This window comes from Anaerovibrio lipolyticus LB2005 (assembly GCF_000621545.1).
Classification (GTDB): Bacteria; Bacillota; Negativicutes; order Selenomonadales; family Selenomonadaceae; genus Anaerovibrio; species Anaerovibrio lipolyticus_A.
The window spans coordinates 117,576-130,834 of sequence record NZ_JHYA01000001.1; the positions used below are offsets into that span (position 1 = coordinate 117,576).

Sequence of the window (13,259 nt, forward strand, 5' to 3'; positions counted from 1 at the left end):
TCAATTCTATTTGGGTTCATCCAACGCCACTATTTTTCTATTCATTTCCGCATAATTTTTGGCCGACTGTTTACTGAAGTCCAGCCCAAGCTGCTGAGCGATATCCAAAATCTCGTCCTCGTTGGTACTCTGGCGAAGTTTCCGTATCAGTTCCATTCCCTGTTTGCTTAAAAAATTGTCCTCATCGGGCAGTGCTTTATCAGAAGTAGTACATCCATTTACACTATATCCTTTTTCTAATGTCAGCATTGCTTCATACTCTTTTTTTATCTGCGGAGTCGTTTCCGTATCATTCTTATCCAACTGTTTACCAAAATCTAGCCCAAGCTGCTGAGCAATTTCAACAAATTCATTCACGTCAGTGCTTTGACGCATTTTTCTTATCAATTCCATTCCCTGCTGTCTTGATAATTCTTTTTCATCGAGCACTTCATTATTGTAAGAAACAGGTTCCTTAACTGTATCTCCTTTATCTAATGCCAGTAGTTCCTCGTATTCCTCTTTAATCGCTTTTTTTACATCCTTCTCAACTTGTCTCCTTGAAAGGTTTGGACATTCTGCCATCATTTTTTCCACGTAAAGCTCCAAAGGTAAAGGCTTTGTATCTGATGTTGGATCAATTTGAATTTCTAGTTCTTTTTCCGACAATTTTTCAAACACCATCGCTAAACCAATGTCTGCCGGAAACAGGGCATTTACTACAGTTTCGCATAAGATATTATGAAGCATATGATCATACATCATTTCTTCAACAGTTCTTGATTCCAAAGGATTATTAAACTTATAGAAAATCGCAAATCTTTTATAATATGGACCATCATAAAATACTATATCATTATTGGTCGATGCCTTTATTTTCTGATGCCTTTTTTGTTGATTGCGTTTCTCTATTTCTGAGAGAGTATACCGTATAACAACAGCACTCTCATAACTTAACCTATGGTCATCGTCTAACATCCTATACATAGCCTTATCAATTTCTGACATCTCAGAATATTTCATACGGCGCTTATTTTGTGAAATTCTTGGACTATCACTTTCCATATTATCTCTATAAGAAAAGTCCTTGATTTGCCTGGATACAAATTTCTTTTCTAAATCATCAAGTATTAAATCCTTCTCACATGTCCAGTAGGCTTTTTGCTCATATTTATCAAGATTATACTCATCCATTAAAGCCTGCTTTTTGAGGGGATCTGTTTCATCACATATCTTATCCTGAAAACTATTTTCTACACTGTAAGGCTTCGCATGATAAAACATTTTGGCCAGTCTTTCATCTGCCATTGGTTCAAGCTCTTTTATCCATCTTAATGTTTCATCTTCACTTTTAGCCGCAAGTATTAAATCTATTAACTCCCTGTCACGTTTAGTAGTATTGCGCTTCAAGCGATTATAAAATGAAAGATACTCATCTATTAGTTTTTGCTGCTTGGGGTGGATTTTGGTAAAATCGAAGCCTCTTTCCTTGCAACATTCAATTACTTCACTATCGTTGTATAATAGGGCACATTCAATGCAAAATTCCTCAAATTCATCATTGCGACCATTTTCTTCCATAAGTTTTCTAATAAGTTTAAATGCTTCCTTATTATTGTCATGATATGCTCTTTTTAACCAATACAATGCTTTATCTAAGTCATATTCAACAATTATCCCATGGAGAAACATGGTGGCATAAGCAAATTCTGCATTATCTTGGCCATAAATTAAATCCTGATACATCACCTCTTTATTTGGGAAATAAAACTCAATCATTTCCCTGCTTGATTTAAAGGTCTTGCCTTTATATGACTGATATTCCGGGTCATCTTCCATTCGTTCAATAAGCTCTTTATAAAAACCATACGTTATGGTGATTTCATGATTAAGCATTTTATGTAACAATTTCGGACCTTCATCTATTTCATTTAATAGTTCAAGCGCCCTTTGTTCATCGAATGGAATATTTAGTTTTTCTGCCAGCTCCAATACATCACGTACAGCGGTGCAACAGAACAATAACTGTCTAATTAACTGAACCTCTTGTTCATGTTTTGACAATTCAATTTCCGGATCATGGCGCCAATTTGTATTATGCCTTGCAAAACATATTTCCAACTTCGAACAGCTATTAAAAACATCTTTTAAATCTGTAGCTTGGCGAATTGCAGCGATCAATTCTTCTTCCTTCTGTAATAACAGTTTTAAGTTTCTATCAGCAAATTTTGCAGCCATATCTTTATCTATTTTCAATCCCAATTTTTTTGACATGTTCATGACTTCATTTTCGTCAGTATAAAACTGCATTACATCCAATAAATCACTATCTGACTGCGATAAATTCTTTGAGCGGGCGTTAGCAATAATCACATCTACATCAGTATTAAGTTCAATATTATCAAATAGTTCCTTATTATCTTCTTTTATTCCCTTTATATTTTCCCGAACAAGGACGCCTGACTGACCTTCATCAAAACCTTTCCCATCCTCTGCTGTAAGCTCCATAATCTCATCAATATCAAGTATATTGCTAACCCTAAAAAGTTGTTCTATATCTCTGGCTCTACTCAAAATCTTCATTTTAAGTCACCTCCACAATGGATAACACTAGAAAATATCCTTTTTCATCTTTTATCTTTTCATCATGCCAACCACCTCACCATTTGTTTAGAATTAACTCCTTCGGTGTCTTGTATTTGCCAAGCAGCATGTTTTCAATTTTTCCACAAGCTTTTAAGATAGCATCAAAGCTTATTCCTTCCGGCACATCATTATTATTTTCTAAATAATGCTTTAAATATTTTTCAGATGGATTCATTATGCCCAGCCGCTTGCAAACAAGCCAGCAAACTGTTTCAGCCTCGAACTCCCTTACTTGATCCGTTAAGGTTTCAACCATTCTTCTTGGGATATGCTTTATTTTGTCCGGCATCTTAAAGTGTCCGCAAAAATAATGGCCCAGTTCGTGAAATATGGTAGCAACTTCCTCAGTTTCGCTCATTGATTCATTTATTACAATATCAAAACAATGTGATACTTCTATGTTTTTTCTACCTTGTGAAAGAAAGATACTACTACTATTCTGAAGCCTTTCTATTTTTCCAGCCATGCCAGTACCATAATTTTGTTTCCTTACAACGATACCTTCCTTAATAATATCTTTAAAAAATGTATCGTAGTGTTTCCGGGAAATCTCCCCCTCAGTTCTAAAAGGATTAGTTATTTCCTGGGGCAAAGGCTTTCCCTCAGTATCGTTTGCTTCAAAGACAAATTCTATTGGGCCAAATGCTTTTAATATAACCAGCGGATTGGCAGTAGATTTCGGGCTTCTGCCATATTTTTCCTTCCACTCTTTTGCAGTGGCCACATAGGAGCTGCCGGGCTTTTGCATATAAACCAGCATTGCATTATACGGAGCAATTTTAGGAAAATTGGCTATAAATTCAAATAGCTTGCCAGTAAATTTTGTAGATCTGAATTTCTGAACATTGTTATATAATTCATCAATTTCCTCTATCCTGAACGGTGAACTTTTATATGTGCTATCAGTCATTTTTACCACCATTCTTTCTTTTGCTATACTTGCCGGTTAGTCTAATCTTGCCGACAATATTTCCATTTCTTCCCGGAAATCAGAATAATAGAGCTTTTTCTTATTCTCTATACTATAAAAATCCATAATTTCTTCCCCTAAGGCATTCAGCATTTCATATTTCTTCAATGCCAAGGCCTTAGTATAAAGATAAAATGACAGTTCAACTGTACGCATATCATTCCAGGTAAAGAAAAATCCAAGGAAGCCATGCTTATCGATAAGTTTATCTATTGCTTTTATAATCGCATAACAAAATACATTTAATGGTATCTGAAATTCATGCTTTTCATAGGTAGAATCCTCGTTATTAACATCCTTAATCACCCTCACTTTCAAGGGCCTATTATAAAATTCCTTACTAATATCCAATTTATCCTGATTAACATATTTAGTAGACCACAGCGATTTGCAGGAAAGTTCTATTGTACTTTTGATACATTTCACTTCAGGTTCTCTACTAAATTCTTCAAATTTAATGTTACCAATGCCGTCAAAATGTGCTGACATTAATGGAAATAATATATTTGCTGGATTTCTGTCCGTCCAAGCCACATTGAGCTCAACTTCCCAGCTTTTTGTCCTGAAGGTAATACCAGCTATTCCTACGCCATATAACTGAATTGAAATATCAATATCCTGCAAAACTTCTTCTGGTATTATTTCATCTGGCCCCTTTATATCCGATTTTCCCGACATAAGATCATTAATTTCCTCTTGAGTGATGTAATCTTTTTTTTCGTCTTTCATTTCAACCCACCTCCTTATAATATGGCAGAATACCTGAGTCTAAAACCTCAATATTTGTTAATAATTATTCTTTGCCTATATTCTATATTAACGAATGATTTTTGCAATATTTAGCTGGACAAAAAAAGTGCCCTGTCAGAGAACTCACATTCTCCAACAGGGCCACAAATCATTTTCCTATTAAAAAACAAGTAGAAATCCTGCTATAATCCAGGCTGCTGTTTTCTTCTGCTAAGCTCTATTCAATTTAGCATATTCCTCTTTCTCGAACTATTTTAAGGAGTCCTTTTTCTATTATCAATCATCATAAATCAAATTGCCTCCTGCTCCTGATTAGTTTGAAAGTTGGCTATGTCTTCCATATCTTGGGTGAAGATGGAGCTGGCCCCAGTAGCGGTGAGTATTCCATCCACAAATCCGCGTTTCTTGCACATTTTCAAAACCGTATTTATCTGGCTGAAGAAATCTCCCCTCAGGAATTTGCGCTCCTGACTGTTGGCGGCCCCGATACCCTCAGCAATAATCCGACCAGTGCTATCATAGACTGTAACCTTTACTTCAAAGGCTACCAGCTTCTTATCATAATTCTCGAAGCGATTTTCAATGGAAATGCTAGTGGAGAATCCATCGTGAGCTGTACTATGAAGCTGACCAGCAGCGCGGAGAACTGGAAACAGAGATTAAGGAACTGAAAGCAAAGCATCCGGGGGGCCGTCCTAAAACATCGAGAGATATCGAGTTAATTCTTGATTATGTTGAAAATCATTCACAACAGGCTACCGCTGCTCATTTCGGAATAAGCACAAGCACTCTCTACAGGATTCTGACAGATGCTGGTATGGTTAATCATCGGAAAAAGTGAGACAGTAAAAGAAAATTTTCAGTATTAAATCCATTTTATAAAGCAAAGAAGCTCCCAAACTGGGAGCTTTTATAATGCTTAAAATATCATTTTTTTGTCATAGAAAAGACTATTCAGTCATATTAAATCATAATATGGAGGATTCAAGAACTTTCCATTCTCGCCTGCGGCGCACAAGAGTAGATTTGGATATGCCTAATTTTTCAGACACTTCCTTATAGCTCATACCTCTAGCCAGCAATTCCATAGCATAGTCTGTTTGTTTTTTGCTTAATCTTGGACGGCCCTCTTTGAATCCTGGCCTTTCTTTGGCTATCCTCTTACCTTCTTGCGTACGCTCGACTATCATATCTCTTTCAAATTCAGCAAAGGCAAGCATCATAGTGATCATCAGCTTATTGGCTGGTTTATTATCCATCAGCCCCATGTTCAGGACATTAACAGATACACCTCTGCCTATCAACTCCTGAATTAGCTGCACTCCCTGCCCTGCAGACCTGGCAAATCTATCCAACTTGGTTACAACAAGGGTATCACCCTCCTGCAATTTATCTATTAGCTTGGAAAATTCTGGGCGATTGGTTGTTGTACCAGTATAATACTCCTCTATTATTTCTGAAGCACCAGCTGCAATCAGTTTTTGCTTCTGATCTTCAAGACTGTTCCCATCTTTTGCTTGACCTGATGTGGACACTCTGGCATATCCATAAATCATGTTACTTTGCCTCCCTTGAAAACTACTATTTAATCGTAGTATAATAATATCGAAATGAGTTATGAACTTCAGGAGAAATTTTATGGTTATAAAACGCAAATTTATACTGGGAACAGCGTTTGAAAAGGAATGGGCTAATTTAAAATTAACAGATGATGACTTGCGTCGTCTACAGCATGACCTTTTATCAGACCCCAAAACTGGGCCAGTAATGAGAGGAACCGGCAGATTACGAAAAATGCGCTTTTCCTTTGAACACCGTGGAAAAAGCGGAAGCTGTAGAATATGCTATGTTGATTTTGAGAAAAAGGAAATAATTTATCTATTAGTAATTTTTCCAAAAAATGAGCAGGAAAACCTAAGCATGACTGAGCGTAACATTCTCAAAAAGAAGATAGAAATTTTAGAGAAATCATTACGATGAGGAGTGATACTATGAGCAAGGAATTTGACATTTTATCAACAGCATTGGACGAAGCTATACTTGATGCCAAATCCGGCAACAAAATTTTGAACTCAGAAACTGTCTCCATTGAGATAGAACCACTTGTTGAATATAGTGCAGATACCATAAAAGATATAAGGAAACGTACTGGACTTACCCAGGCTTTGTTTGCTAAATGGATAGGCGTATCCACCAGAACAGTGGAAGCATGGGAATCTGGTCGCAATAAACCATCTGGCCCGAGCAGCAGATTACTTAGCTTGCTCCAACAAAATAAATTATCTATAGCCTACTAAATTAGTGGATGTATTTAATAAATTATGGGACTGTATGTCCCATCTTTTTTTTCTTTATTTTTGACCATAAGTATTGACACTCTCTAACACCCTTATTTTATCATGTCTTACTTTTGTATTCAATACTGTTAAGTTTTGACTATATAGAATTCCATTCCCCGAAGGGGCTTTGACAGAGAAGAAACTTAACGGGCATTTTTGCAATATAAAGGAGCCGCCATCTGGCGACTCCAAAATTTTATTCTGTTTCCAGCACCGCGTCACATTCAAAGATATGGTTCAACTCCTCATTGTTTGCAGCACTCAATACCTTATCTCTAATGCTTCTTATTGCCAAATCCAATCTATAGAAGCCTTTGACACCATTCCGGGACATTTCCCTGATAAGCTGTACACGCCCTACTCTTGTTTCATTTTCAACATATTTTGCCAAGCCTTTAGCCTTAGGAAGATTATCTGCCAAATAGTCACCATGTGGCTCTAAAATATCAATTACATAGTCTGTATCTTTATCTCTACGGACAATAATAAAATCAGGATACATTGGCTTGGTTACATTATCCATATCATACGGAATACACATTGCCCATGAGGCTCTTGAACGATTTCTGAGCCAACAGACAAAATCTTTGCGTTCAGCTTCCTCTTTTATAACTCCTTCTTCCCATGACTTAAGTTTTATCTTAGCAATTCCGGTATCTCTATCAGCATAAAGATGATAGTAATATTCCTTACCATCCACATCACCACGTTCACCTAAAAACTCTGGTAAGATAAAAGTATGTTTTGATACCATGGAACTATTGGACATAATCCTATCATACGCCTGACGAATACTCTCATCAGGATTAATACCAATTTTTCGGCGGTATTTGTCCGTTAGCTCATAGAATTTAGACTTTGAATACTGGGCCAATTCCTTTTGGCAATCCACATCCTCAGAGTACATGATACAGTCAATGATTCCCTGGCTATAGCCACCTTTATCAAAACGGCCCAAATAAGCATTACAAATACCAAAATTCCCCAGCTTGGTTTCAGCAATTCTAAGGCGTCTTTCCATATCCGTGTCTACGGTGAACAGGCTTAAATCCTTTGACACACCTGTGATGCCGTTTTCCTGTAAAACATCATATTCTCTCAATGACATCTGAAATTCCAGATATTTCTTCGCCAACTCTTTGTATTTTCCCCTATTTTTCAGTGATTCAACAAAATTGCTGATAAATCCAGTTATTTCATCCATTATTATGTCTTGCAACCCAACAAAGATTTCCTTCTGAGTTAAAAGTGAAGCCAATTCAAACAAAGATTTCTTATAATCATTGACGGCTACCGTGCTAATGTTATATTTCAACAATGCAGTTTCATTGATAAATTTCAATATTGCAGCTCTGTCTAATTCAAATTCCAATGGTATTTCCTCTGGAGAATTTATAGCGGTATTGGAATTCGTATTATTATTCCTGTTTGACACATCTACATTTCCGCCAACAGAGATATTGGTATCATGATTATTGTTTATCAATTCAGCCTTGCTTTCAGATAATGTCTTCTTAGCGTCCACATTAGCATCATCATACGAGCCAGCATTTTCTGGATGATTAATGTTTGTAACAGGTTGCGGCACATTATTCTCCTGCCCATCATTATCAAACAGGCTTTGCATACCATCATTATGATTAGGCACAGCCTTCTGTCTGGTAGGGGTATGGACGGTCAATCCGCCATTTCTGTGACCACTAACTTCCTCAGTTTCAATATAAGTAGGAATCTCGCCCCCCTCGGTATTCTGTAATTCCGTGATAATGCTATCTACGGTACTACTGTTATAGTATGGCAAAAACATGGATACACTGTTCAGCAGTTCATCATACTGAACCCGACATTGCATAGGTGTACGCACCATTCGCCCAATGAGCTGAGCAATATAAGTGGCATCCTGAGCGTTACGGAAGGAAATCATGGTTTCTGCCCTTGGACAATCCCAGCCAGTAGACAGGCTCTCTTTAAAGAAAACCACACGAATAATATTAGCATCGGCAATATCCTGTGGATTTACATGGGAAACCTTTAAGCCATTAATGGTTATATCTGCATGATCACCAAAGGCATGAACGACCTCACCTTGCTCAAAATGAATATTGCTGTGTTCCTCGATTTTGGCCAGAATATCATCGAGATTATTATCTGAAATAGCATCACCTTTTCCAGCGCATACCTGTATTACAAATACTGGATTAAAGTGCTTATAATGGTAAGTAATCGTGTAATTTCGCCAGTGAGCACACTTCTCCATCCAGTCCTCAGTAGCCGCTTGAAGCATGGCTAAATCATTCTTTTGACCAGCTTCCTTTGGACAGGCCGCAATAATCTTATCCTTTAACAACCCGGAAGCCCTCACAGCATCAGGTGTTACTCTTACAAAGTGCGATACTGAGTCAGTAGTATTTTCGACCAGTTTATCAAATCGTTTAGCTGTAGCGCTCATGCCGATAACCAATGGCATAGGCTGTAGGCCATCAGCAGGACTGCCTTTAATAAATTTCTGCATAATGGAAGTGGCCTTTCCGGCCTCTTTACCCTGCATACCACGATGGGCCTCATCAATGATAAAGTACAGTCTATCGCTCTTTTCTCTGGCAGTATTGGCCAATGTCTCCCAGATAGTGTATTGGCGACTATCTGAATGTTTGGTAAGATTGCCAGACTTGCCTATTTTCTGCGTATTTAGGAAATAAATATAACCATCCTCCAGTAATTCTTTGTCAAATGAAGATTCCTCAATGGTTATACACTGACCTACACGAATTTTATCTGATTTGCTATCTATTTTGTCCATTGACTGCTGATTAAGACTTGGAGAATCTGACAGCCACACGAATACAGCATCAGGTTGTTCAGGATAGTCTTCATCACCAAACAACACCTTTTCTATAAAGGCCGCCATCATTATAGTTTTTCCTGCACCAGTTGGGGCCTGTAGAGAAATAATTTGCGGTCTTCCTAAGTCTTTATATGCTGCTATTGCACCATGCACTTTCTGGCGTAAATCCCTTACTGCCAGATTTTGGAATGATATTAACTCTACAATCATCTTGTTCACCTCTGATTAATGCGGAAATTATCTAAGTAATCCCGGTACAGCTGATAAGTGGTAGGAACTCCTAGCTCCTGCCTCATTCTGATGTACCCTGGCTCAAAATTCGTCACAATATAGACTACATCAAGATCCTCACCAGCTATTTTTTCCTTAAATTTCTTAAATCTGCTTTCATTAATCAGTATGGCAAAACGATTTTCTGTGAATATGTAATAATCTTCCTCACTGGTTATGGATGGACATTTGCCAACGGCATTTGCCTTCAACCAGAGAACAGGAATAAGTTTTTCCAGTTGTGTTCCTACATATACGTCCATTTTATCCAAGAACCCCAACTTAAAGAAGTTGGCATTGGCATGGAATCCATCGGCCATAGGACGATCACTGCCAATATAGTTGCCTTTTAATGGCTGACCTTTAATATCATGCCCTTCTATACTGCATACAGTCCGTGGCCATGTCACATATCTGGCAATTCCCAACTTGTTCCATTCATCATCACCTGGCTTATGCCCCTGCTTAGTCAATGCTTTTGCTTCATCATCTGAAACTTCATTATTTGTTACCATAATACAACGACGATTTCCACCATCTTCCGCATTAAGGAGATTAACTGCATGAAGGGTAGTGCCACTACCAGCGAAGAAATCGAGAATTAACGCTCCTTGTTTATTAGACACAAAAAAACGTATAGCATCATGGACTGAATAAATAGATTTAGGAAAAGAAAATCTGTTGGTTGCAAATATCTGATTCAATAATTTACTACCATACTCGCTTGCATTATGCACCGTTATAGACCAGTTAGTGCTAGGTATATATTTAGCTTGATAGCTTCCTTCATCAACCATTATTGAACCATCATCAGCTCGCCCTATGACTTCAAATTCTCCATTCTCAACTTTCTGTTGTTCTCCTTGTGCTATGTAGCTAATTGACATTCCTGTATTAGTAAACTTTCCGAGCCTAATATATCCTTTTTTTATCAATCCCTTTAAGCTACTTTGCTGGTACACCCAACATCCTTCTCTTCCATCCGGAAATAGAGGCCATATTATCCTCGTTCCTTTAGGTGGAACTACTTCATTTAGATTATTTCCTCGATATGTTTCGCCAATAGAATGTATGCTTCGTCCATCCTCATTGACAAATATCGGATAAAATAACCCTGGGCGTTCCTCTCTAGTGCTATGAGAACCACTACGCCTGAATTCACGCCAACGCAGTTTATTTTTAGTAGTATTTTTAACGTTCCCCAACCATTCTTCACCTAAATGCAATTCTGCAGGACGAGCTACTCCAAACATAACAAAAAATATATATTCATCTGACCTTGAAAATTCATTCCCTCTTGCTACTCCACCATGGTTGATAACAGTGCTTATCATCTGTATTCTTGCCTCTGGAAATATCCCCTCCAACAAACACCCCAAATGCAAGTATTCCTTCTCATCTATGGTTACAATAAGTACAGAATCCTTGGGGTTAAGGAGCTTCTTTGCCAACAGCAGCCGCTTTTCCATCATGGACAGCCACTTACTATGGCGATAAGAATCGTTGCCATCTACATAATCATTGTTATATTTCCAGTCCTTAGCTCCAGTATTATACGGTGGGTCTATATAAATACAATCAACCTTTCCGTGATATAAATAATCCAGCAGCTGCAGAGCATGATAATTGTCTGCTTCAATCAGGGTATGCCAAAGACCGCTGTCCGGTGCGTTCTCAACACTGTCCAACGGTTCCAAATAAGGATAAATTGATTCACCAAACTCAGCAACAGTAACCAAATCATCCACGGATATTTCTTCTGTGCCATCAACATTCTTTCCCACACACAAGGCAATACCATCCTCAATATTCAACACCTTGTAGAGCGAATTCATATCATCATGTCTAGCAACAGTAGAGCCGTTATTGACCGGAATATCATACAAAGGAGTACGCTCTGGCAAATGCCTCTCAAATTTTAATCCAAACTTTATATTTTCAGTAACTTTCTTTAATTCTTTCTGTATTCTATCTCTTAGCTCAGGATTATTAATCTGAGCAATCAAATCATCTATAGCAGCCATAATAACACCTATCCTCTTAATATTCTCACACAAAACAAATTCTACACTAATTCATATTCCCCTTCAATTACATAGATTTTTTTGTGTACATAATCATAGGTAAAAAGGGAGCCGGCTTTGGCTCCCCTTGCTATTATTTAGATTATTAGATTTTCTTATAAATCGTTGAAAATGTCTGCCGCTTGCTTATCCTGTTCCGAATTACTATGCACATAATAATTCATAGTCGTTGACAGTGAAGCATGTCCTAGTCTTTCCCGAACCACATGGACGGGAACTCCGCTGTTAGCCAACTTAGAGGCGTGGGTGTGCCTTAACTGGTGGATAGAAATATCTTTAAGTTTAGCCCTATTCCGAATACGCTTGAACGCCCGAAAACAACTACTTAACGGCATTGGCTCATTCTTATCGTTATTGGAAGGGAAAACAAAACGCCCAAAAGCATATCTTTTTCGATGTTCTTTCAATTCTTCCATGACATCAGTGTTTATTGCTATAACCCTTGTTTTATTAGTTTTAGGTGGTTTCAAATTACACACGCCATCTATTTCTTCAAGGCTGTATTTGACCGTTATTGTATTATTCCTAAAATCAACATAATTCCACATTAAAGCACACATTTCGCCTTTTCTCATTCCTGACGCAAGAGTTAATTTAATGAACATATACATGTTATGGTTCTGCGTCTGCGGATCGTTATTATAATTAATGGCGTGTGCCAAAAGTCTTTTTATTTCCGTGTCATCCAAGGCTCTTTTTTCAGAATAGATGACTTTAGGCGTTTTCACATATTCGGCAGGTGAATTCTTAATATAGCCATCACGAATGAGAAATTTAAACGAATTAGTTAAAATGTGACTAAATTTCTTTACGGTTATAGGTTTCAAGCCTTGCCCGATTAGATACGAATAAACCTGAACTATGTCTTTAGGTTTTATATCCTCTATCGCCTTATCTCTGAAAAAATCGGTTATATGGCTGTTAATCCGTTGTTCATGGCTGTACAAAGTATTATTCGTACAACCTTCGAGCCGTTTTTCCTTCAGCCACGTATTAGTAAGATAATCCACATAACCATGTATAGTATTTTCAGGAGTCGTTATGCCGACCATTCTTGCCCGCCTGCGCTGATTGGCTATGACAGACGGTGGGATGTATTCAACGCCGTTAATAATACTACGTTTCAGAGCTCCTAAAGCCCGCTGACATTTCCTGAGAGTCTTTTCCGTAACTGACCGTCTGATTTTACTACCGTCTTCGTAAGTAATTGTTATCTGGCCCATGTAGCTATCATTCCGCTTTTTAATGCTGCCATTAGAGATTGATACAATTTGCATAACCTTTCCCCTTTTCTGCATAAATATTTTTTTGAAAAGAGGACGAAATCCTACAAATTTGCAACACTTTGGAACAAAAACTGTGCAAAAAAGTGCAAC

Annotated in this window: 10 protein-coding genes; 2 read left to right on the plus strand and 8 right to left on the minus strand. The window is 37.6% G+C overall.

Features of this window, described 5'->3' with window-relative positions:
* Nucleotides 1-6: 6 nt before the first annotated feature.
* From T355_RS13085 to T355_RS0100695, 5 genes are all read right to left on the minus strand, one after another.
* Entirely contained in the window at nt 7-2,562 is a 2,556-nt protein-coding gene (locus T355_RS13085) for an SEL1-like repeat protein (protein WP_037329612.1), read from the minus strand.
* 76 nt (nt 2,563-2,638) lie between these two features.
* A complete protein-coding gene (locus T355_RS0100680; protein ID WP_027396058.1) occupies nt 2,639-3,535 on the minus strand; it encodes an ImmA/IrrE family metallo-endopeptidase in 897 nt (298 codons plus the stop codon).
* A 36-nt stretch (nt 3,536-3,571) separates the two neighbouring features.
* A complete protein-coding gene (locus T355_RS0100685; protein ID WP_027396059.1) occupies nt 3,572-4,324 on the minus strand; it encodes a hypothetical protein in 753 nt (250 codons plus the stop codon).
* A gap of 311 nt (nt 4,325-4,635) precedes the next feature.
* On the minus strand, nt 4,636-4,758 hold the full coding sequence (locus tag T355_RS15525; protein WP_269318730.1) for a hypothetical protein: 123 nt from the start codon (nt 4,756-4,758) through the stop codon (nt 4,636-4,638).
* A 555-nt stretch (nt 4,759-5,313) separates the two neighbouring features.
* A complete protein-coding gene (locus T355_RS0100695) occupies nt 5,314-5,901 on the minus strand; it encodes a recombinase family protein (RefSeq protein ID WP_027396060.1) in 588 nt (195 codons plus the stop codon).
* A gap of 82 nt (nt 5,902-5,983) precedes the next feature.
* Between T355_RS0100695 and T355_RS0100700 the strand changes: the two genes are divergently transcribed.
* Both T355_RS0100700 and T355_RS0100705 read left to right on the plus strand, forming a co-directional pair.
* Nucleotides 5,984-6,325 carry a type II toxin-antitoxin system RelE/ParE family toxin gene (locus T355_RS0100700; RefSeq protein WP_155851641.1) on the plus strand — a complete coding sequence of 114 codons (342 nt, stop codon included), beginning with the start codon at nt 5,984-5,986 and terminating at the stop codon, nt 6,323-6,325.
* A gap of 11 nt (nt 6,326-6,336) precedes the next feature.
* Nucleotides 6,337-6,642 carry a helix-turn-helix domain-containing protein gene (locus tag T355_RS0100705; RefSeq protein WP_027396062.1) on the plus strand — a complete coding sequence of 102 codons (306 nt, stop codon included), beginning with the start codon at nt 6,337-6,339 and terminating at the stop codon, nt 6,640-6,642.
* 238 nt (nt 6,643-6,880) lie between these two features.
* Here T355_RS0100705 and T355_RS0100710 read toward each other — a convergent pair whose 3' ends face one another.
* From T355_RS0100710 to T355_RS0100720, 3 genes are all read right to left on the minus strand, one after another.
* Nucleotides 6,881-9,739, minus strand: coding sequence for a DEAD/DEAH box helicase (locus T355_RS0100710; RefSeq protein WP_027396063.1), 2,859 nt, complete (start codon nt 9,737-9,739; stop codon nt 6,881-6,883).
* A gap of 5 nt (nt 9,740-9,744) precedes the next feature.
* Nucleotides 9,745-11,823: a site-specific DNA-methyltransferase gene (locus tag T355_RS0100715; RefSeq protein ID WP_027396064.1), complete on the minus strand. Its 2,079-nt coding sequence runs from the start codon at nt 11,821-11,823 to the stop codon at nt 9,745-9,747.
* A gap of 155 nt (nt 11,824-11,978) precedes the next feature.
* Nucleotides 11,979-13,160 (minus strand): tyrosine-type recombinase/integrase, encoded by a 1,182-nt coding sequence (locus T355_RS0100720; protein ID WP_027396065.1) that lies wholly within the window; start codon nt 13,158-13,160, stop codon nt 11,979-11,981.
* Nucleotides 13,161-13,259: the final 99 nt, after the last annotated feature.